The organism is Pedobacter sp. (assembly GCF_041662865.1).
In the GTDB taxonomy this organism is placed as follows: Bacteria; Bacteroidota; Bacteroidia; order Sphingobacteriales; family Sphingobacteriaceae; genus Pedobacter.
This window is the reverse complement of sequence record NZ_JBAZRL010000010.1, coordinates 12,556-32,597: the sequence shown is the minus strand read 5'-3', so window position 1 is coordinate 32,597 and position 20,042 is coordinate 12,556. Positions and strand designations below refer to the sequence as shown.

Annotated in this window: 22 protein-coding genes; 8 read left to right on the top strand and 14 right to left on the bottom strand. The window is 34.4% G+C overall.

Translation table 11 applies throughout. The features are described from left to right. Nucleotides 1-143 precede the first annotated feature (143 nt). From WC622_RS05545 to WC622_RS05530, 4 genes are read right to left on the bottom strand one after another with little or no spacing between them, the layout of a single operon-like run. Nucleotides 144-863, bottom strand: coding sequence for a ZIP family metal transporter (locus WC622_RS05545; protein ID WP_372818083.1), 720 nt, complete (start codon nt 861-863; stop codon nt 144-146). Then, nucleotides 863-1,426 (bottom strand): phosphatase PAP2 family protein, encoded by a 564-nt coding sequence (locus tag WC622_RS05540; RefSeq protein WP_372818082.1) that lies wholly within the window; start codon nt 1,424-1,426, stop codon nt 863-865. The genes WC622_RS05545 and WC622_RS05540 overlap by 1 nt, the downstream gene beginning before the upstream one ends. Then, complete coding sequence (locus WC622_RS05535; protein WP_372818081.1) at nt 1,423-1,872, bottom strand: hypothetical protein; 450 nt, start codon at nt 1,870-1,872, stop codon at nt 1,423-1,425. The genes WC622_RS05540 and WC622_RS05535 overlap by 4 nt, the downstream gene beginning before the upstream one ends. Then, on the bottom strand, nt 1,830-2,138 hold the full coding sequence (locus WC622_RS05530; protein ID WP_372818080.1) for a class I SAM-dependent methyltransferase: 309 nt from the start codon (nt 2,136-2,138) through the stop codon (nt 1,830-1,832). Before WC622_RS05530 ends, WC622_RS05535 begins: the two co-directional genes overlap by 43 nt. 170 nt (nt 2,139-2,308) lie before the next feature. Here WC622_RS05530 and glmM point away from each other — a divergent pair, with 170 nt between their 5' ends. The 5 genes from glmM (at nt 2,309) to WC622_RS05505 (ending at nt 7,250) form a co-directional block, all read left to right on the top strand. Then, the gene (gene glmM, locus WC622_RS05525; RefSeq protein WP_372818079.1) at nt 2,309-3,697 is read left to right on the top strand and encodes a phosphoglucosamine mutase; all 1,389 of its coding nucleotides are present in this window, start codon (nt 2,309-2,311) and stop codon (nt 3,695-3,697) included. A 26-nt stretch (nt 3,698-3,723) separates the two neighbouring features. Further along, nucleotides 3,724-4,872 (top strand): cysteine desulfurase family protein, encoded by a 1,149-nt coding sequence (locus WC622_RS05520; protein ID WP_372818078.1) that lies wholly within the window; start codon nt 3,724-3,726, stop codon nt 4,870-4,872. Between the two features lie 488 nt (nt 4,873-5,360). Beyond that, a complete protein-coding gene (locus WC622_RS05515; protein ID WP_372818077.1) occupies nt 5,361-5,561 on the top strand; it encodes a hypothetical protein in 201 nt (66 codons plus the stop codon). 519 nt (nt 5,562-6,080) lie between these two features. Further along, a complete protein-coding gene (locus tag WC622_RS05510; RefSeq protein WP_372818076.1) occupies nt 6,081-6,284 on the top strand; it encodes a hypothetical protein in 204 nt (67 codons plus the stop codon). 66 nt (nt 6,285-6,350) lie between these two features. Further along, nucleotides 6,351-7,250, top strand: coding sequence for an MBL fold metallo-hydrolase (locus WC622_RS05505; RefSeq protein WP_372818075.1), 900 nt, complete (start codon nt 6,351-6,353; stop codon nt 7,248-7,250). Between the two features lie 62 nt (nt 7,251-7,312). On the opposite strand, the gene WC622_RS05500 is transcribed toward WC622_RS05505, so the two are convergent. After that, a complete protein-coding gene (locus WC622_RS05500; protein ID WP_372818074.1) occupies nt 7,313-8,524 on the bottom strand; it encodes a S41 family peptidase in 1,212 nt (403 codons plus the stop codon). A gap of 168 nt (nt 8,525-8,692) precedes the next feature. Here WC622_RS05500 and WC622_RS05495 point away from each other — a divergent pair, with 168 nt between their 5' ends. Together WC622_RS05495 and WC622_RS05490 are read left to right on the top strand one after the other, a co-directional pair. Further along, entirely contained in the window at nt 8,693-10,024 is a 1,332-nt protein-coding gene (locus tag WC622_RS05495) for a cytochrome ubiquinol oxidase subunit I (RefSeq protein WP_372818073.1), read from the top strand. A gap of 2 nt (nt 10,025-10,026) precedes the next feature. Then, the gene (locus tag WC622_RS05490; protein ID WP_372818072.1) at nt 10,027-11,031 is read left to right on the top strand and encodes a cytochrome d ubiquinol oxidase subunit II; all 1,005 of its coding nucleotides are present in this window, start codon (nt 10,027-10,029) and stop codon (nt 11,029-11,031) included. Nucleotides 11,032-12,014: 983 nt separating this feature from the next. Here the strand turns inward: WC622_RS05490 and WC622_RS05485 are convergent. The 7 genes from WC622_RS05485 to WC622_RS05455 all read right to left on the bottom strand — a co-directional run bounded on the left by WC622_RS05485 (nt 12,015) and on the right by WC622_RS05455 (nt 17,250). Beyond that, nucleotides 12,015-12,479, bottom strand: coding sequence for a YciI family protein (locus tag WC622_RS05485; RefSeq protein WP_372818071.1), 465 nt, complete (start codon nt 12,477-12,479; stop codon nt 12,015-12,017). Between the two features lie 6 nt (nt 12,480-12,485). Next, nucleotides 12,486-13,214 carry an N-acetylmuramoyl-L-alanine amidase gene (locus tag WC622_RS05480; protein WP_372818070.1) on the bottom strand — a complete coding sequence of 243 codons (729 nt, stop codon included), beginning with the start codon at nt 13,212-13,214 and terminating at the stop codon, nt 12,486-12,488. Between the two features lie 83 nt (nt 13,215-13,297). Then, entirely contained in the window at nt 13,298-13,846 is a 549-nt protein-coding gene (locus WC622_RS05475; RefSeq protein ID WP_372818068.1) for a GNAT family N-acetyltransferase, read from the bottom strand. 81 nt (nt 13,847-13,927) lie between these two features. Further along, nucleotides 13,928-14,317, bottom strand: coding sequence for a DUF1398 domain-containing protein (locus tag WC622_RS05470; RefSeq protein WP_372818066.1), 390 nt, complete (start codon nt 14,315-14,317; stop codon nt 13,928-13,930). A 90-nt stretch (nt 14,318-14,407) separates the two neighbouring features. Continuing rightward, nucleotides 14,408-15,172, bottom strand: coding sequence for a helix-turn-helix domain-containing protein (locus WC622_RS05465; protein ID WP_372818065.1), 765 nt, complete (start codon nt 15,170-15,172; stop codon nt 14,408-14,410). A gap of 104 nt (nt 15,173-15,276) precedes the next feature. Continuing rightward, nucleotides 15,277-15,906, bottom strand: a complete 630-nt coding sequence (locus WC622_RS05460; protein ID WP_372818063.1) for a class I SAM-dependent methyltransferase — start codon at nt 15,904-15,906, stop codon at nt 15,277-15,279. Between the two features lie 72 nt (nt 15,907-15,978). Continuing rightward, complete coding sequence (locus WC622_RS05455) at nt 15,979-17,250, bottom strand: NRAMP family divalent metal transporter (protein WP_372818061.1); 1,272 nt, start codon at nt 17,248-17,250, stop codon at nt 15,979-15,981. A gap of 348 nt (nt 17,251-17,598) precedes the next feature. Here WC622_RS05455 and WC622_RS05450 point away from each other — a divergent pair, with 348 nt between their 5' ends. After that, entirely contained in the window at nt 17,599-18,345 is a 747-nt protein-coding gene (locus WC622_RS05450; RefSeq protein ID WP_372818059.1) for a CPBP family intramembrane glutamic endopeptidase, read from the top strand. Nucleotides 18,346-18,463: 118 nt separating this feature from the next. Here WC622_RS05450 and WC622_RS05445 read toward each other — a convergent pair whose 3' ends face one another. Further along, nucleotides 18,464-18,826, bottom strand: a complete 363-nt coding sequence (locus WC622_RS05445) for an SdpI family protein (protein WP_372818057.1) — start codon at nt 18,824-18,826, stop codon at nt 18,464-18,466. Nucleotides 18,827-18,905: 79 nt separating this feature from the next. Continuing rightward, nucleotides 18,906-19,877, bottom strand: coding sequence for a peptidoglycan DD-metalloendopeptidase family protein (locus WC622_RS05440; protein ID WP_372818055.1), 972 nt, complete (start codon nt 19,875-19,877; stop codon nt 18,906-18,908). Nucleotides 19,878-20,042: the final 165 nt, after the last annotated feature.

The window sequence follows — 20,042 nt, the reverse complement described above, 5'->3', positions numbered from 1 at the left end:
TAAATTTGCTCGTTGTTCCCAACTTGGTCCGATAGTTATTGGATGGGAATCGTAATGAATAGGGTCTTTTGCGTGCATTACGATTCCCGTTTTCACGGGAAAGACGGTAAGTTAAGATATGTTACTACTATGCGGTCATAAACCTAATGTCCTGCGGTATAAAAACCAATAAGCGCAATTCCAATACCTAATAAAACGGCCAGCATTTTACGCTTATTAATTTTATGATCGGCACTTGATTCGAAGAGGATTGTAGTAGAAATATGTAAAAATATTCCGATTACAATTCCCATCATTTTGTTAAAATAAGGTTCCATTCCGCTAATGCTGCCATTACTTAAACTAATGCTAAAGTAATATCCGGCAGGTGCCATTACCGCAAAAAGCAAAATGTAAAAAACAACTCCTTTTGGCTTAAAATGGTTTTGGACTAAAATGCTTGCTAATGCAAATGCAGCAGGAATATGATGCAAAGCGATACCGAAAATCAGTTCATTATTCTGGTCTTTTGCTAAAGGCATCCCTTCTAAAAAAGCATGCAAACACAAACTGATCATTATTCCCCATGGGAAAACATGCCCATCATGGTGTTTATGAATGTGTCCGTGTTCTACACCTTCAGAAAATTGCTCTAAAAATATTTGTAACAGAAATCCAATTAATATGAAAATGCCAATCTCGCTTTTATCAGCTCCGCTATACGCATCTGGTATTAAGTGTAAAACTGTGATGGCAAATAAATACGCACCACTAAAGGAAAGAATGAGTTTTAGCAGTTGAGATTTGTCATTCTTTACTAAAAAGATGGCTAAGCCCCCTAAAAAAGCACAAAAGAATAATACGAGAAATTTCCAGATTTCCATTAAGCCGTGGGTTGTAATTTTTTGTAAAGATAACAGGTAAATAAACCAATGCAAGTTCCTAATAGCGCACCTGCCAACGTATCAATAGGGTAGTGTACACCAACATATATTTGCGCAAAACTGATAATAAATGCCCAAGCTAACCCTAAAGGTAAGATTGGTTTCCATCGCTTATAAAAAAGACAGATTAAAAATACAGCAATTCCAAAATGGTTAGTAGCATGAGAGGATGGAAAACTATAACCACTTCCACAAGGTACTCGATGAATAATTTCGTTTGATAAACTCACCTCATTACAAGGTCTTATTCGTGCAACATTGGGTTTTATAATCCGCGATGCAATTAAATCGCCCATGGCAAAAGTTACCAAAAGCATACAAATAATATAATAACCTTGTTTTTTATACTGTTTGATACAAAATACAATGATAAAAAGATACAATGGCGCCCAAAAGAAACGGTTTCTCATTAATGGCATTAACCAGTCGAAAAACTCATTGCTTAAGCCGCGATGAATTTTTAAAAACAACTCTGTATCAAATTGTTGCAACTCTGCTATCATGCTTTTTTACAAACAAGAATTAAACGGTCAGATTTTGTTTCATCGAATGGATCAAGTGCGTAATTTCCGAAAATAGCAGTAATAGTTAAGCCGCTTTTGCTAAACATACGCTCAAAATCTGCTAATAAAAATGCTTGTACACGCTCCTCAAAAGCATATGCCTTTAATCTGTGTTCAAAATTAATATGCTTAATTATTTTTCCCTCAGCAACAAATTTATGCAGATGAAACTCAATACCATCAACTGTTTTAGTTTCTTGATTGGTTAAATTCTTAATTATTTTCTGTGTATTAAAATAATCAATAACTAAGGTACCGTCTGTTTTTAATCCTTTTCTAAATGCTTTTAGAGCATTTACATGATCCTTTTCAGTGTCAAAATAACCAAAGCTAGTAAACAGGTTTAACGCAAAATCAAAATAATTGATATAGGCCAATTTGCGCATATCATGTTTTTCTGCTCAAATTGTTGGGCATATTTAATACTCTGTTCAGAGAGATCTATTCCGGTAACATCATATCCTTTTTTGTTCAAATAAATAGAATGACGACCTCTTCCGCAAGCGATATCTAGAATCCTACTGTTACTTTTTGGTTTAAGATAAGCAGATAGATTATCAATTAAAAATTCTGCTTCTTCATCATTCCGTTGACTGTAAAGAATATGATAGTAGGGAGAATTAAACCAATATTGAAACCATTTTCGCTGCATTACGCTGATGAGTTAACATTTTGTGATGGGCAAATATAGTATTTTGTACTTCAAGAGCTAGGATTTAAATTTTTTAAGCATACGTCTTGTCCTTTAAAAATTACCTTCATGTGTGTTAAAATAGAAGTCATTCCTTAAATTTTTATTATTTTTGAAAAAATCTACAAAACTTGACTTTAATAAAATCTATATCCGGAATTAGAGGGACCATTGGCGGAAAAGCTGGTGATGGTTTAACCCCAATCGACATTGTTAAATTTACTGCAGCCTATGGTTCATGGGTAATTAACAAAACTCAAAATAAGAAAATTGTACTTGGTCGTGATGCCCGTATTTCGGGAGAAATGGTTAATAATTTAGTAATTGGTACGCTTCAGGGTTTAGGTATTGAGGTAATAGACTTAGGTTTATCGACCACGCCAACTGTAGAGATTGCAGTTCCTTTAGAAAAGGCTGGTGGCGGAATTATCCTAACGGCTAGTCATAATCCAAAACAATGGAATGCTTTAAAGTTATTAAATGAAAATGGGGAGTTTATTAGCGATGCTGATGGAAAGGAAGTTTTAGAAATAGCAGAAAATGCTGATTTTGCCTTTGCAGATGTAAACGAGCTGGGTAGAGTTATTGCAAACGATACATACCTACAAAAACATATTGATATAATTTTGGCACTACCTCTGGTAGATGTTGAGGCAATTAAAAAAGCAAATTTTAAAATTGCAATCGACTGTGTGAATTCAAGCGGTGGTATTTTTATTCCGGCTTTGCTTAAAGCTTTAGGTGTACAAACCGTTTATGAATTGTATTGCGAACCAAATGGAGAGTTTCCTCACAATCCAGAGCCCTTGCCAGAAAACTTAACAGAAATTGCTAAAGTTGTACAAGAAAAAAGAGCTGATTTAGGTATCGTAGTAGATCCTGATGTAGATCGTCTTTGTTTTGTAAATGAAGATGGAACCATGTTTGGTGAAGAATATACACTTGTTGCTGTTGCAGATTATATCCTTAAAAACACAGCTGGTAATACTGTTTCCAATTTATCATCAACTCGTGCTTTAAGAGATGTAACCGAAAAGGCAGGCGGTGTTTATACTGCATCAGCAGTAGGAGAAGTAAACGTAGTGAACCAGATGAAAGCTAGCAATGCTGTAATTGGTGGTGAGGGAAATGGTGGTATTATTTATCCAGAATTACATTACGGTCGCGATGCATTAGTTGGCATTGCATTATTTTTATCTCACTTAGCAAAAGCAGGAACATCTATTTCAATCTTAAGACGTAGCTATCCACAATATCATATTTCTAAGAATAAAATTACGCTTACGCCAGAAATGGATATTGATGCGCTATTGATTAAAGTACAAGAGAAATATAAAAACGAAAAGACAAGTACAATAGACGGTTTAAAAATTGATTTTGCAAACGAATGGGTACATTTACGTCGTTCTAATACAGAGCCAATTATCCGTATTTATAGCGAAGCTGAAAATGAAACTGTGGCAGAAGGTTTGGCCAATAAAATTATATCAGATATTAAAGAAATATTGCAACTCAACTAATACCACATTAGTATAATCATATTAAAATGAAAAGAGTTTATTTAGATAATGCCGCAACCACACCATTAGACAAAGAAGTTATTGCTGAAATGACTAATGTAATGGAAAATTTCTACGGAAATCCATCTGCCATCCATGCACTTGGTCGTGAAGTAAGAACGCTGGTAGAAAAGGCGAGAAAAACGGTGGCTGGCTTACTAAATGCTTCACCATCAGAAATATTTTTTACCTCAGGTGGTACAGAAGCAGATAACACAGCTATTCGTTGTGGTATTTCTGCTTATGGCATTAAACATGCGATTACCTCTAAAATAGAGCATCATGCAGTAGAACATACGCTAAATATGTTGCTTAAAGATGGCGTTATTGATAAGTTGAGCTTTGTAAATATTAACGAAAAAGGGCAAATTGATTATAACCATTTAGAAGAATTACTTCAGAACAATTCACGATCTTTTGTGTCGTTAATGCATGCCAACAATGAATTAGGTACGCTAACAGATATGGAGAAAGTAGGTGATATCTGTGAAAAATACAATGCAATTTATCACGCAGATACCGTTCAAACCATGGGGCATTATCCACATGATGTACGTAAACTGAAAGCTCATTTTATTGTTTGCGCAGCCCATAAATTGCATGGTCCAAAAGGAGTTGGCTTTTTATATGTAAATAGCAATATTAAAATTCCACCAATGATTTACGGTGGCGCACAAGAACGCAATATGCGTGGTGGTACCGAAAATGTATACGGCATTGTAGGCCTAGCTAAAGCGCTAGAAATTGCATATAAAGAAATGGATGAGCACCAAGCTTATATCCAATCCTTAAAAGATTATTTAAAAGAGCAATTAATAGCAGAAATTCCAGGTATTGCTTTTAATGGTGAAACTGATGCTGATAAAAGCCTTTATACGGTATTAAATGTATCTTTTCCAGAAATGGACATGGCCGATATGTTATTATTCAATTTAGATATTAATGGCATTTGTGCATCTGGTGGTAGCGCTTGCTCATCAGGCTCTAACATTGGATCACATGTATTAAATGGTATAAAAGCAGATCCTAATCGTCCTTCAGTGCGTTTTTCATTTAGTAAATACACTACTAAGGAAGACCTAGATTACGTATTAGAAAAAGTTAAAAGGGTGGTGAAACAAAACGCACTAGCTTAATAGTTTTGTCATTCTGAGCTTGTCGAAGAATCAATAATAAGAAATAAAGCCTTGGTGGTTACGCTAAGGCTTTTTTATTGAAAAACAATGCCAACGTACTATCGCAACAACGGTGTCGCTTTTCATCCCAATCTTAGGGAAAGATCTCTCCATTTCGCTACGCTCCAGTCGAGAGGACGTAACACAATCAAAAAAATAATTTAAAACATAGCTATCTTATTAAAAATCAGTATATTTAGTATAGAATTAATAAAGCGGTTTAAGTTTAATGTTAATGCTCCAGGGCGGAGTTAATTTTATAAAACGAAATTCCTTTTCAAAGACCTTAAATTACCCAATAGCTTTAAGGTCAAGTTTCATCCCATCAATTTAAACTGTTTTGATAATGGGTTTTCTCCTTAAAGAGAAAGCACAACATTGGACATCGTTAAATTTGTTTTACTGGGATAAGTTATGCAAGGCATCTTATCCATAACCTGATGAATCTTATGGAACCGAATGCGCACAAAAACAGCAAAAAAGGAAATCTAAAAGCTGAAAGCAAACAAGAAAAAAGACACGTGGAAAATTTTGAACGAAACTCTTCTTCCATTGAATCTACTTTAAATTTTAGTAAACGACATGGTAGGCGTTTTCATTCATTTGGTGACGGTCACGAACCTGGGATTATGCCTGGAACAGGATTTTAAAAGTCAATTCTAGTTAAGCCTAATTAAATTACATCCTCATTAAATAAGGATAGGAATTTCTTTTGTTGTTACTTTATTTATCGGATCAAAGTTATTCTGATGGGATTGTATTGTTTACATATTGTGTCAAGTTACTTTACAATTAGCTGATGCTTAAGTTAATTACCTAATTTTAAGATATAATTAGATCACTTACTTAAAATATAAAATTTATGCAGCCCTTGTTGCTATAAATATTGGCATGGCCTGGGGCTTTTATGAATTTTTTAAAAATGGGAATACATATCTACTTAAGCTTTGTTTTGGTAGCTTTATTTTTCACCTTCTATTGTATTATTTTTTTGTTAAAAGGAGATAGGCAAAGCCAGATTCTTAACTTAAGTAAAGTAGTACTTTATTAATCCTATCAGTGTTATTCTGATGGGATTTTTTGTTTATAACCATCTGATTTTACTGATCAAATCAAACAATAATTAGCAATTGTTGTTATATAATTACATCCCCTTAAAAACAAAAATCATGGAAACAACTAAAAAGAACAGGGAAGTCAAAAATGATTTGATTACCCCAGATACTGAAAAAGAAGAAGTTAGAAATGAAGAAAATATCGAGAAAAACTCATCTTCAAACATTACTAGTAAATTTGAAAAAAAACATGGCCGTACGCAAAATGCATTTGGTGATGGTCATGAACCAGGAACAACACCAGGTACAGGTGTATAATAATTAATCATTATTTATTAAATTTAAACCACGGAAATTTTTCTGTGGTTTTTTAATTTTTCTCTAATGCAAAGAAGACAATTTATTCAGAATTCAGCATTGGCAGCAGCAATGCTTGCTTTTTATAAGTCAGATGTTTTTGCCAATACAAACCTAGCAAGAGCGTATCAGTTTAAGGCATTACGCAATGATGTAGGTATTTTTATTGAGCAAGGTGGCACAATTGGCTGGTTAAACGGTTCTAGTGGTTTTGTAGTAGTCGATGCACAATTTCCAAGTTCTGCACCGCATGTAATAGAAGAATTAAAAAAGCTTGGTGAAAAACCATTCAAATACTTACTGAATACGCATCATCATGGTGATCATACAGCTGGAAATATTTCCTTTAAAGGAATAACAGAACATGTTGTAGCACACCAAAACTCGTTAATTAATCAGAAATTAGCAGCGGAGAAGGCTAAAAACCAAGAAAAGCAACTTTTCCCGGATATAACTTTTGGTAAAGGATGGAAAGCTCCAGTAGGCAAAGAAAAAATAAGCGCCTATTATTATGGCTCAGGTCACACGAATGGCGACGTGGTTTATCACTTCGAAAATGCAAATATTGCCCATGTTGGAGACTTAGTTTTCAATCGCCGATATCCTTATATAGATAAAGATAATGGTGCGCACATTGGAAACTGGATTACTGCACTAGATAAAATTCAAAAGCAATTTGATAATGATACCTTATTTATTTGGGGACATAGCTTAGATCCAGAAAAAGTTACCGGGAGCAAAGCTGATATCAAAGCTTTCCAAAATTACTTGCAGTCCTTATTAACTTTTGTGAGTGCTGAAATTAAAGCAGGAAAAACAAAAGAAGAAATTCTAAAAGCAACTGCTATACCTGGTGCACCAGAATGGCAAGGAGACGGAATAGCTCGTAGTTTGACTGCAGCATATACTGAATTAACTACTGGATAGTTTTTCCAATATATTTAGCCACAGATTTAAAGATTTATTTAATTATAATCAGCGAATTGTGGCTATTTATAGGTTTTGGCGATAAAATTCAACGCCTCGTCTTCTGCGTTTTTAAAGTTAATTACCGAATAGTTAATATTAATATCAGGAGTTAATGCGCCCTTTTTTCCTCTCCAAGTTTCCCAATATTTGGTAGAATAACCAATAGTTAACTTTGTTTTAGGTAAAGTAAATCCTCTTACTTCTCCGTAATGATTAATATTTCCGCTGGTTGGTTCCCCAACAAGTGTTACCGATAAATTTCTTTTAAGTTCAACTGCATTCATCAACGCCGAAGAAAATGTTTTTTTTCCTATCAAAACAAAAAAATGCTTCTTATTATTTAGGTAGCTTTTTTTTATTTTTTGGATAAAGGGATCTAGTATTGCCGAATTACCTCCACTATTGTTACGAAGATCTAATATAATTTTAGTTGGTTTTTTACTCTCAATAAGAGCAAATAATTCTTCATTGAATTTAGATATAGGCTTTTTCTCCATCTCTCTGCATTTAGCATAGTTAAAGTAGAGAACTTTTTTCTGTTCATTATAGTCATACCAATAGAAGTCATTGCTTTTTGTGGCCAGCATTGAAAAATAAGATTCGTTGAAGGTCATATTGTTATTTTCACTTTTTAAAACAGTTTTAAGTGTAATATTTTTTTCCTTGCCAGTTGTGTCTGTCAAAGTATAAGTTGCCTCATCTGTTGAATTTATAATTTTTAAGCCCCTTAAAAAGTTTGGATTATTCAAATAATTTAAAAGACTAACTGAAAAATAAGACGGGTTTTCATGTAGAATTACAGTTCTAAACCTTTTTGATATTTCCTCCATTGAAATCCCATTAATAGCTGTTAATTTTCCTAACATTAGGTTTACAGCTTTTGCATCAATGCCAGTGACATAAATACCTTCTGCAAATTGTTCAAATTTGATGGGAAGGATCTTAGCGTAATTTGGCGAAATGCTAGTATGTTCATCACCAATTGCTACAATGAGTTTAAAAAGTTCAGCGGTAAATGTGTCGTAGTTAAGTGAATCTGCCTTAAGTTCAATTTCAGCAACTTTTGCATTGAAATCTTTTTCGCTGATTTTAGAAAATAAATTGATATGTCGCTGAGGTAATGTTGTTTTAAGATAAACTAGATCTTCTAGAAAATCTGCTTTGCTTAGTTCTTGTGCGAAGCAGCTACTTGTAGTGAAAAGGATGAGAAAAGCGCCAATTATTTTATTCATTTTTGAATTTTACCTTACTAGACGGGTTAATTTGTTGAATGTTGCTTTATCGAAAATATAAATATAATTTATAAACGTTCCATATTAAAAATTTAATAGCTATTTTATTGATAACTAATTAAATCCAAAATCCTATCGGGTATATTTGCACTATTAAATCCCTTTTCTATGGATGATTTTTTAGCTGCCCGTTCGCAAATGGCCCTATCATTGGGCTTCCATATTATTTACGCCTGTATTGGTATGGTAATGCCTTTTTTCATGGCCGTATCCCACTACAAATGGTTGAAAACCAATAATGAAGTGTATCAACATATTACTAAAGCTTGGAGTAAAGGTGTAGCCATCTTTTTTGCGACTGGTGCAGTATCTGGTACTATGCTTTCATTCGAATTGGGATTGCTTTGGCCAAAGTTTATGGAACATGCAGGGCCAATTTTTGGCATGCCTTTTTCTTTAGAAGGAACAGCTTTTTTTATTGAAGCCATTGCATTAGGATTTTTCCTGTACGGATGGAATAAGTTAAATAAGTGGTTTCATTGGTTTACAGGAATTGTGGTTGGTGTAAGTGGACTGGCATCAGGTATTTTGGTAGTTGCAGCCAATGCATGGATGAATAGTCCTGCTGGTTTTGATTTTGTAAATGGACAGTACTTAAATATAGATCCAATTGCTGCCATGTTCAATAAAGCTTGGTTTTCGCAAGCATTGCACATGTGTTTAGCCGCTTTTACAGCCACAGGTTTTGCTGTTGCTGGTGTTCACGCCTTGATGATTCTAAAAAAGCAAAACAAAGATTTCCATTATAAAGCTTTTAAAATTGCGGCCACCTTCGCCACTATTTGTTCCGTTTTGCAACCCATTAGTGGAGATATTTCTGCAAAAGATGTAGCGAAAAGGCAACCAGCAAAATTGGCGGCCATGGAAGCCTTATATCAAACACAAAAACCCGCACCACTTTTAATTGGTGGTATTGTAGATGAAAAGAATAAAAAAGTAAATTATGCGCTAGAAATCCCTGGAGCATTAAGTTTTTTAGCGCATGGAGATTTCAAAGCTGAAGTAAAAGGACTTGATAAAATCTCAGAAAACGAGCATCCACCAATAGCCGTAACGCACTATGCTTTTCAAATCATGGTAGGTATTGGCAGTTTATTGGTACTCATAGCACTCACTTATTTTATTACGTTGTTGCGTAAAAAATCGTTACTAGAACGCAAATGGATCTTATGGTTATTTGTTTGTGCCATTCCCCTAGGTTACATTGCTTTAGAAGCAGGTTGGGTAGTTACAGAAGTTGGTCGCCAACCTTGGATAATTTATGGTGTAATGCGTACTAAAGATGCCGTTACGCCAATGCCTGGTATTGCTTGGTCGTTTTATTTGTTTTCGGCAATTTATGCGTCATTAAGTGTAATTGTTATCTTTTTACTTTACAGACAAATTAAAATGGTGCCTGTTTTATATAGTCCATCACAAAAATCATCAAATACTAAATAGCTATGGAATATGTTGTGATCTCTTTTTTGTGCCTAGCTATTTTGCTCTACTTTTTATTAGGCGGAGCCGATTTTGGTGCTGGGATTATCGAGTTATTTACGTCATCTAAAAACAGAAGTAAAACACGTAAAACGATGTATCATGCCATCGGACCAGTTTGGGAAGCAAACCACATGTGGCTCATTATTACAGTTGTAATTTTATTTGTTGCTTTTCCAAAAATATACAGCACCATGTCGGTTTATTTGCATATCCCATTGGTCATTATGTTAATTGGTATTATTGCCAGAGGTACTGCTTTTGTATTTAGACATTACGATGCCGTTAAAGATGACATGCAATGGCTATATAATCGAATTTTTAAGTATTCTAGTTTCATTACACCTTTGTTTCTTGGTATTATAGCCGGTAGCGTACTTTCTGGTCACATAGATACCGAAGCTACTACTTTTGTAGATGCCTATATATTTAGCTGGTTAAATTGGTTTTCGATAGCAGTTGGTTTATTTACCGTTGCCTTATGCGGATTTTTAGCAGCAATTTATTTAATAGGAGAGAGCAAAGCTGATGAAGATAAAAAACGATTTATCAAAAAAGCAGAGTTTATGAATATTGCTGCGGTACTATTTGGTGCATTAGTTTTTATTGCGGCTAAATCAGAAAATGTGCCCTTAATTGATTGGGTATTTAAAAATAACATTGGATTAATTGCTGTTAGCTTAGCAAGTCTATCGCTTGTATTGTTATGGTATTTATTGCTAAAGGGAAAAACAAAAGTATTACGCATTTTAGCGGGTTTTCAGGTAACCATGATTTTATTGGCCATCAGTTACGCTCATTTTCCGAATTTCATTCGACTAAAAAACGGAGATAAAATTTCACTTTTTGAAAGTATTGCGCCTGTAAAAACTGTTGACAGTTTAGGCTGGGGATTACTACTGGGAAGCTTATTAATTCTACCGTTCTTAGGGTATTTATTTTATAAGTTTCAACAGAAAGAGGAGTAAAGGTATTTATTCAATTTCTTTTTTCGCCATGCATCATTCCCGAGTAGGCCTATTGTGGACACAACCATTTATTTTATTTTATGCTCTATGCCGCAGGGCATTATACTTTTGAAGCATCAAAAGTATACAAAAATGCTTGTCAATCCCTGATGTGCCTTTTCACACATCCCTCTACGCATCAAAAAAACAACATCACTGCATTTTGTTTGTTATTGATAAATGAAAGTATTTGCAAAATTGAGCACAAAACCACTGCGTTTAAGGCTCGGCAGTGATAATTGTTCTTTTGTACTCCTGTTTTTTTGATTGGCTGGCACTGGGGATTGACGGTTGTTCTTGGTCTAAGACAGTTCTTTTTGAACGGAAACTTGCAAATAGCCAAAGAGAAGAGTAGCAAAATTAGTCATGCTGAACTTGTTTCAGCATCTGCTTTATAGGGCAGACTTAGTGTCAAAAATAAAAGTTCATTCGTCATTCCCGCGTAGGCGGGAATCTTAAAGCACTAAGAAGAAATATATATTTCGCATTATCCCAAAGGGACTCCTGTGGAGCGATACCCAATCAAGTTGGGTATGACGAGCTGTATGGTTATTGGATCGAGTTATGTATGACGAGTTGTATAGTTAAGTGCGTCATTCCCGCGTAGGCGGGAATCTTAAAGCACTAAGAAGAAATATATATTCGCATTATCCCAAAGGGACTCCAATGGAGCGATACCCATCCGATTAAGTTGGGTATGACGAAGTAATATTCTTGGTTTGTGAGATATTGTCATTCCGTCGCTTCGCGGACAAACTTTTTTCCTGTAGATGAAAAAAGTATGCAAAAAAATCCACGACTGCGCCCAGCGCTATTAAAGTTTCTGCTGAGGATAATTAGTGCTTTCCGCACTGGACAAGGTCGATTTAAGTTAACGAAGAGCTATTGCTACGGCTTGAGTTAGATTAAGAATAGAAACATGCTTAACCTGAATTCGCCTTAATTTAATACCTAGCTTTCCAGATTTTATCTTCCGCTGGTAAGTATTCGGCAAGGGCAGCAGATCCATACCAGTTCATGATCTCGGCATCGAGTAATTTAGAATTGAATGCTGGATCTGTTGCTAAAAGCGCTTTCGCTTCATCAATAGATTTTGTGTTTAAAATAAAAATACCACGGTAGGTTTTATCATTTTTACCCAAGGGACCAGCAACTACTAACTTGTTAAGTTTTACCAATCGACTAATGTTATCCATATGCCCTTTAAAAAGGCTATCTGTTTCTTTCTTGGTGGCTGTCGTATTAGTTCCAGTTTTCAGAATAACTAAAACATACATTTTCATTCCATTTTCTTCAGCGCCATTTTTTTTGGCCAAAGCTTCATCGTAATTGGGATTTATCTTTTTCTCTTGTGCGTTTACAAAAAAACATAACGCTAACAGAAAAGAAGAGAGCAACAGTTTTTTCATGATATCTTAGTTTAAATTTTTCTCAGTTAACCAGTTGTTGAGTTCAGTTTTTATGGCTTCTCCAATTTTTTTCTGATTGGCAGGATTTTCTAAAAATGCTTTACTCACACCATTGTCGCCAATTTCTAAGAGCACTCTATATTTTGCCGTATTCACATTTTCATCTAAGCTATAAAAGCCACGTTTACCCGTAGTTTTACATAGATAATCATTTCTTCCAGTAGAGCTATCTAATTGTACACCTCTATTTTCTAAATCGGTAGCCTTACTTACCGCTGCAATTAATCGAGCTGCTAATTCTTTATTATCTGCTTCATATGGATCACCTTCATGTATAAAACCCCAAATGGCATGGCGTTTTGTGCCACCGTTGTTGTGAACTGCAATAAATACATCTGGTTTTTTCTTGTTTGCTTCTTGTAACTCATAGGCATAACCAGAAATTTTACCATCTAGTATGGCAGAAGTATGTTCAATCACTGTGTTGCTACCCACATTGTTATGGTGCAAGCCATCTTTATTTAAACTCCAAACCTTATATTCTTTTAATTTGGGTTTGGTAGCCATTGCAGCTTCAACGATGGCATTACATGTTGCAGCCTCACTAAAGTCTACCCCTGTATCCGTTTGGTGAGAGGGTTGCCAAATAATCACAGCTTTATCTTTATGTAAACGATGAATTGTAAAGCTGGAAAGTAAAACGATTAGCAATAGGGGTAAGATTAGTTTTTTCATAGCGGGATGTTTTAATGAACCTAAGATAAAGATTTCTAGTTGATACTCATTTCTTGAAGCGTAACTATTCTTATATAATTAAATTAATCCTGCTTTTTGTTTGGCGAATTTGTCAATGTGAAAATAGTAAAATCAGGCATTTCTTGATCAGCTGCTACTGACTTTGTAAAGTTTAATTTCTCCAACAATTTTGTAGAATTCCTATTGTCGTTATGCGTAAAGGCTATTATTTTTTGAAATTGTAAAGTCTCAAATGCAAAGTCAATAACTGCTGCTGCTGCTTCTTTCATCATTCCCTGTCCTTGAAATTTCGTCATCAACTCATATCCAATCTCGCAACTATTTTTTTCAATGGAAAAGTCAAATAGGCAAATCGTACCGACAACATTTTTTGTATCGGTTAGCGTGATTACCCAATACACTGAATTGTTTTGTTGAATGTTCTCATTCACACTCGTAATAAAGTTTAATGCATCTTCAAGCGTTTTGCTTGGCTGTCGGCCAAGGTATTTGTTTATTGCTGGATCAGAACGTAACGCAAAAATAGTTTGCCCGTCATTGGCTGACAATTGTCTAAGCGTTAACCTTTCGGTTGTTAAGATTGGGAAAGGTGAGAAATTTATGTTTACCATGTTGTTAAATTTGTTTATTTAAGTTGGGGTGCCGTAGCTAATACCTAACGGTTTACCCCAAACTGCTGTTATAGGTAGCTCTTAGTGTGGTATCTGTTCCACCAATAGTTCATTTCCTGCTTTGTCGTAATAGGTGCAGGTCATTTTGTCCATACAGATTGCCCATTTTTCAATACCAAAAGTCGCACACATTTTTATGAATGTCAAGAAATCTGTTTTACCTTGTTGGTGTGCAACTAGCTCTGCTTTAAATTCGTCACTTTTAGCAGTGTCAGCAATTACTAACGGGTCGTACTTTGCAGGCACCTTTGCTATGTAATCATTAGCACCATGATAGTCAATATGACCGTCTGTTACATAGGCTTCGTAATGTGTAACACCTAACAACTTAATTTCTTTAATGTAAGAAGGGAAGTCGGCACCTGATTTTACTTTGCTGTGAGCAGCTTTAATTTGTTCTACTGTAAACATTTTTTAAAATTTTAATGGTTAAACGATTGTTGAATTACCATACAAAGGTGCCTTGCTTAAAATTCCTGTAATTGTAAAAAATCGTTTTTTCTATAAGAAGCGTTTAAAATTTTCTGGGGTTTCTCCTGTAAAATGTTTGAAGTTCTTGATGAAGTGTGCTTGGTCAAAGAAGTTGTTTTCGTAACAAATTTCAGTAAGCGATTTGATTTCTTTCAAGTTGTCGAGCACAGAATTGAAACGAATAATTGAGGTAAATTTTTTAGGTGTAGTTCCCACAACCTTTCTAAATCGTTTCTCAAATGGGCTTTGACTTATAAAAAGCTTTTCATTCAGTTCTTTTACTCTTATTGTTCCTTTACTCATATAGATTAATTTAACTGCTTCAACAATTAGCTTGTCTGCTTGAATGTCTTTGAGCTGTGCTACTAAAAACTGCTCTACAATTTTTATTCGTTGCTGGTCTGTTGTGGCTATCATCAATTTTTCTTCTACCTCACTTATTTCGTTCTTGTTAAAAATGTCATCGAGTGAAAGGCTTAAATTAAACAGTTCGTTTGAAGGGTGCGAAGCAAAATGGGTAAAACCGATTTCGGTAAAGTAAACTAAAACAGTACCGATGTCTGCCGAGTTTTTAAAGATTTTGTAACTATCGGCAATACCTGTAATTCCTGCCGATGTCAGTTTAGTTAAAGTCTTGTCTTTAATTGATGAAAGCTGTCCCTTATACTGAAATCCAATAACAAGTCCAGAAGAAGGAAAAACTTTGTATTCGCTTTCAACATCATTTTCCGATATCACATAATATTTTATGTAATCCTTTAATTTCTCTGTTGGAAAATGCTTGTCAAATTTCATTCTATGTCAATGAGATCCTGTAAAATTGTAGTTAGCGTTTGGGGTTAAAGATTTGGAAGATATTTAGCAAACAGCTTATTAAACTTGTGTGCGTTCGTTGTTCTTTAATTCTTCTTAAATAGCATCGTCAAAATTCTTGGCAGTGTATTTTTATCGTCTTCATCAAAATATTCGTTGATATCAATTAACTGAAAATTATATTTTTTGGCCGAATGTACAAAGTCAGAAATGTTATGGTTAAAGCAAGTGACTACTTGAAGTCCATCAGCTGTTTCGAATCTTGCTTTTGTTCCGTTGTATTGTTTAAATGGATGCAATTCGCCAATGTAAATAGTTCCATTTAAGTTGATGACTTCATTTAGTCGTTGAAATACGATATCTAAGTTTTCAATGTGTTCTAATACCAAGCTAAAAGTTGCTAAATCAAATTTTTTGTTGTCCGTGAAGCTCCATTCTTTGTTGATGTCAGCTTGAACAAATTTTACATTTTCTGAAGTAATTTTCTGTTTAGCTTTTGCTAACATTTCTTCCGATAAGTCAACAGCTAAAATGTTGTCAGCAATAGAAACTAACCATTCGGTATTTTTTCCTGTTCCACAACCTATTTCTAAACACGCACCAAATTTTTGTTCTTTTAAGTTTTGCCTCAGTGAAATTGCCTCTAAATCTCTCGTCTTATTTTCATTTGTGTCATATTGTTCCGACCAAATGTTGTATGCTTCTTTTACGTTCATTTTTCTCTTTTTATGCTAATTTAAGATTTGGTTTTAAAAAAAAGCTCAAATTCTCTTCTTAGCACTACTTTTCTAATTGCCCCAAAATTGCAGATAAATTAAAAGTACAGCAGCAACTGTCATAATTAGTAATGCAGCAAAGCCGAGAAAATTTGCCAATTTACCATTCACATTTTTTCCCATTATAATTTTGTTGTTAGAAATGTGTAAGATAATAGCAATTAGAACAGGAGCAGTTAGGCCATACAAGATAGCTGTATAAATGAGGGACTGAATTGGTGTAATGCCAATGTAGGTTAACGACAAACCAAGGACTAATGAAATAGCAATGATGACATAAAAACCTTTTGCCTCATGAAATTTTTTATCGAGACCTTGTTCCCAGCCAAAAGTTTCGGTAATGATGTAAGATATAGAACCACTTAATACAGGAATTGCAATAAGCCCTGTTCCAATTACACCAATGGCAAAAAGAAGATAGGCTAAGTTTCCTGCTAATGGTTTTAATGCCATTGCAGCTTGTTCTACTGTGTCTATTTGGTGAATGCCGCCATTAAATAAAACAGTTCCCGTAGTAAGAATGATAAAATACATTACAAATCCTGAAACTGTCATTCCAAAATCTACATCTTGATTAATCTCATGAATGATCTTTTTATTCACTATCAAGTGCTTCTTTTTGTTTTTCATTTCTTCTACCTCAACCGAGGCTTGCCAAAAGAAAAGATAGGGTGAAATAGTAGTACCAAGTATGCCGACTATAATGGCAATAAATTCTTTGTTAAATTTTATAGATGGAATAAAAGTAGCCTTGAGAATTGCTGAAAAATCTTGTTTATACAAAAACGGCACAATGAAATAGACCAACATGACGATGCACAAATATTTTAGCACTGCTGCAATTTTTTGATAGGGTAGGTAGATGATTAAACCCAGCAGGATGATGGTGAAAAGGACACTGAAATAATTAGCCTCAATTGCTGGAAACAGCAGATTGCCTACCGCACCCATCCCTGCAATGTCGGCACCAATATTCATTACAATAGCAGGAAAGCTAAACAACAGCATGACATATAAAATGGGCCTTGGGTAGTGTTTTTTAAGTGTACCTGTTAAACCTTGCGAGGTGACCAAGCCAATTCTTGCACACATTTGCTGAATAGAGGCCATTAATGGAAAAGCAATAATTGAAGTCCATAAAGTAGCAAGACCAAATGCAGCACCAGCTTGAGAATACGTTGCTATCCCAGATGGATCATCATCACTTGCTCCAGTTACCAAACCTGGTCCAAGTTTTTTCCAACTACCTAAGAGCTTAACTATAAATGTTTTCTTTTTTATCATTTTGAGTTGTAGTTGAATGGTTGGCAAAACGACAACCAAGTGCGTAGGAAAGCAGTTGTACGATTTGCTTATTTAAAGCTAAGGAAAAAATGCACTATAGTTTTTTATAATATAAAATGATATCACTAGAATTTTTTTGAATGAAGCCTTGTTTGTTGATGATTAATTGGCTTGAAGGAAGCCAGTTTCCTGCTTGGGCCGACCAATACTTCCTACAAATTTGAATGGTGTCGTTGTAGATTCTATATTGACTGTATTGTGCTCTTTTTTGGTAATCTGATGAGATTGGTTGGTTGCAGTTTGTAAAAAAATGCCAAATTTTATATTTTTAGGTTACAAATATATAGTATGAATAAGAAAGCAATTTTGTCCTTTTTAACAGGATTTGTTATCCTCTTTAGTATTTATCATTTTCCTGAGTTTTTTAACGCTTTTTGGATTATGGCTGTTTGTAAAGTTGGGTTTTTACTTATAGCCTTTTTATTAGCCTTAATGCAAGGTTGGAAAGGCTTAGGAGGTTTCGGATTAAGCTTAAAATCAGCTTGGGGATATAATTTAATCAAAGGTTTAAGTATAGGTTTACTTGGTTTTGGATTTTCTGTTTTATGTTCTGTAGGATTGGGATATGAAAGAGTTGCTGTGTATCCAACAATACAAACACTAATTAAGCAATTGCCCACACTTCTTTTAATGACTTCCATACCATCCATTGCTGAAGATATTTTAACAAGGGGGTACTTATTTGGGCATTTAGGAAGTAAGATGAAAAAAGAATATTGGATATTCCTCTCTGCGATTGTATTTGTGCTAAACCATATATGGCGATTGAATGATGGAGCCGCAGTATTAACCTATTTATTCTTATTAGGATTACTTTTAGCCTATACTGTTTGGAATACAAAATCTTTATGGTTGGCATTTGGGATCCATTGGGGATCAAACATTGCGTATGAATCGACAAATTCACTTTTAAACATAGAATCATTAGTGTCACACAAAGGCAGTACTTGGGTATTGGCTATTATATGGGGAGTTATTCTACTAATTTTTCTTTTTTTTAATAGGAACATCAATTTGAAAAGAACTGTTAGCTAAACTTCAACATTTACACCCAACCATCAGAAAAACTCCACCAACTAACACAAAAACAAATTTTATAAATTTTATCATTTATTACAGTTTTTAGTAAGTTGATTAAACGTCATGTTACAGGTTATGTAATTTTTCGATTTCCGTCTTTGTCAAACAAGTTATTGAGGTGTTTTTCTGTCAATACGATCAGTAAAATAACAAACAAAATAACGAACCCAACTGATATGCCCGTACCAATTGTCCCAATACCGGAAAACATAAGTATTAAAATTCCAATAATTGTCATACCTATACCTTCAAAAATCATAAGCCCTGCCGAATATTTGTTAGCAACTGTCCATGTGTCAAGGTTACGCATAGAAGAAGAAGTCCTGTAACCGTATATTGAATTGATTTTTTTGGGAGGGAACATTTTAAATAATAAACCCACTATAAAAAAAATAAGTCCAACGATTAATGTTATTGAAGTCAAAGAGTTGTCCATGAGTTAAAAATTGTCAAGTTTTATTATTATTTAGGGTTGCATTATATTGTCCACTTTACCAAACCCATGTTAGTTGTCGCTATTTTTTTATGTTACTAATTTTCTCTTTTTGTATTGGTGAATAATCCATTTTTGTTAAACCATTCACTTTTATTTTGTCGAAGTAAGATTTCACTCCTGTTGCTGAATTCATATCTTCTACATTTTGGATGTGAAAATGTAAATGGGGTTCTGAAGAATTCCCTGAATTTCCGCAAAGTCCAAGTAACTCTCCTTGCTTTATTTTTTGCCCTTGTTTAACTACGATTGAATGTTGTTTAAAGTGCGCAAAAAAAAGATACTCGTTGTTTTGTGTCTTTATAATAACTGTGTTGCCTGGAACATAAACAGGATTTAAAATTCCTGGAACATTGTCTTTAACTCCATCAACTACCAGAACAACTTCTCCATCACAAGGTGCAATAAGGTCTTTTCCAAAAGCATAATAATCTTCATTTGTTTTTCCGTCTGTCTTGTATGAATTTCCTTTGTCGTTAGTTATTACCATATCAAAGGCATTTTTTTGCGCTTCGCTTTCAACGTGATAGTTTAATTCTTTTGTGTCGCCACCCCAAATTACTGTCCACTCGTCTTTAAAGGGTAAAATTAGTTTTGTCGTGTTGCGAACTAATTTGGGCAAATTACTTTCTGTGAAGGGTTTCACAAACAGCCCATTGATTTTCGAATTGTTGTCAACCGAAATATTAACTGCAAATAATGCTCTTTCAAAATTTGTCTTGTATGAGGCGTAAGTCTGCTCATATTTTACAAATTGCCTCTTTGTAATTTTTCCTGCTTGCGTTTTCAATCCTGCTAAAAACTCTTTCATTTTGTCAAGTGGTAACGCGTTTTGCATTTCTGTTGAGAAGCTCGAAAATATTGCATCAAAATTGTCTGCGTTATAATTCATCTCAAAACTGTCTGCAACAGTTTTATTAACTATTTTTTCAGTTTGTCCAAATGCCACGTTCATAATAGTTGTCAAAAGGATGGTTACTAGATATTTTTTCATTCTGTAGAATTCTGTGAGGTTTGGTATTAGTACAGCCAATTCTTAAATGTACGCAAGTATCTTCAATAAAATACCTTTCTTAATCCATCTTAGCAGTGGTAGCTATTTCATATCAAATTACTATGTAATGCGAGTAGGAGATTGCTTCGACTTGTGAAAAACAAG

Excerpts from the sequence above, each read along its gene's own strand:
- WC622_RS05545 (WP_372818083.1), bottom strand. The coding sequence starts at position 863 with ATGGAAATCTGGAAATTTCTCGTATTATTCTTTTGTGCTTTTTTAGGG.
- WC622_RS05540 (WP_372818082.1), bottom strand. The coding sequence starts at position 1,426 with ATGATAGCAGAGTTGCAACAATTTGATACAGAGTTGTTTTTAAAAATT.
- WC622_RS05535 (WP_372818081.1), bottom strand. The coding sequence starts at position 1,872 with ATGCGCAAATTGGCCTATATCAATTATTTTGATTTTGCGTTAAACCTG.
- WC622_RS05530 (WP_372818080.1), bottom strand. The coding sequence starts at position 2,138 with ATGCAGCGAAAATGGTTTCAATATTGGTTTAATTCTCCCTACTATCAT.
- WC622_RS05520 (WP_372818078.1), top strand. The coding sequence starts at position 3,724 with ATGAAAAGAGTTTATTTAGATAATGCCGCAACCACACCATTAGACAAA.
- WC622_RS05515 (WP_372818077.1), top strand. The coding sequence starts at position 5,361 with ATGGAACCGAATGCGCACAAAAACAGCAAAAAAGGAAATCTAAAAGCT.
- WC622_RS05510 (WP_372818076.1), top strand. The coding sequence starts at position 6,081 with ATGGAAACAACTAAAAAGAACAGGGAAGTCAAAAATGATTTGATTACC.
- WC622_RS05505 (WP_372818075.1), top strand. The coding sequence starts at position 6,351 with ATGCAAAGAAGACAATTTATTCAGAATTCAGCATTGGCAGCAGCAATG.
- WC622_RS05500 (WP_372818074.1), bottom strand. The coding sequence starts at position 8,524 with ATGAATAAAATAATTGGCGCTTTTCTCATCCTTTTCACTACAAGTAGC.
- WC622_RS05495 (WP_372818073.1), top strand. The coding sequence starts at position 8,693 with ATGGATGATTTTTTAGCTGCCCGTTCGCAAATGGCCCTATCATTGGGC.
- WC622_RS05490 (WP_372818072.1), top strand. The coding sequence starts at position 10,027 with ATGGAATATGTTGTGATCTCTTTTTTGTGCCTAGCTATTTTGCTCTAC.
- WC622_RS05485 (WP_372818071.1), bottom strand. The coding sequence starts at position 12,479 with ATGAAAAAACTGTTGCTCTCTTCTTTTCTGTTAGCGTTATGTTTTTTT.
- WC622_RS05480 (WP_372818070.1), bottom strand. The coding sequence starts at position 13,214 with ATGAAAAAACTAATCTTACCCCTATTGCTAATCGTTTTACTTTCCAGC.
- WC622_RS05475 (WP_372818068.1), bottom strand. The coding sequence starts at position 13,846 with ATGGTAAACATAAATTTCTCACCTTTCCCAATCTTAACAACCGAAAGG.
- WC622_RS05470 (WP_372818066.1), bottom strand. The coding sequence starts at position 14,317 with ATGTTTACAGTAGAACAAATTAAAGCTGCTCACAGCAAAGTAAAATCA.
- WC622_RS05465 (WP_372818065.1), bottom strand. The coding sequence starts at position 15,172 with ATGAAATTTGACAAGCATTTTCCAACAGAGAAATTAAAGGATTACATA.
- WC622_RS05460 (WP_372818063.1), bottom strand. The coding sequence starts at position 15,906 with ATGAACGTAAAAGAAGCATACAACATTTGGTCGGAACAATATGACACA.
- WC622_RS05455 (WP_372818061.1), bottom strand. The coding sequence starts at position 17,250 with ATGATAAAAAAGAAAACATTTATAGTTAAGCTCTTAGGTAGTTGGAAA.
- WC622_RS05450 (WP_372818059.1), top strand. The coding sequence starts at position 17,599 with ATGAATAAGAAAGCAATTTTGTCCTTTTTAACAGGATTTGTTATCCTC.
- WC622_RS05445 (WP_372818057.1), bottom strand. The coding sequence starts at position 18,826 with ATGGACAACTCTTTGACTTCAATAACATTAATCGTTGGACTTATTTTT.
- WC622_RS05440 (WP_372818055.1), bottom strand. The coding sequence starts at position 19,877 with ATGAAAAAATATCTAGTAACCATCCTTTTGACAACTATTATGAACGTG.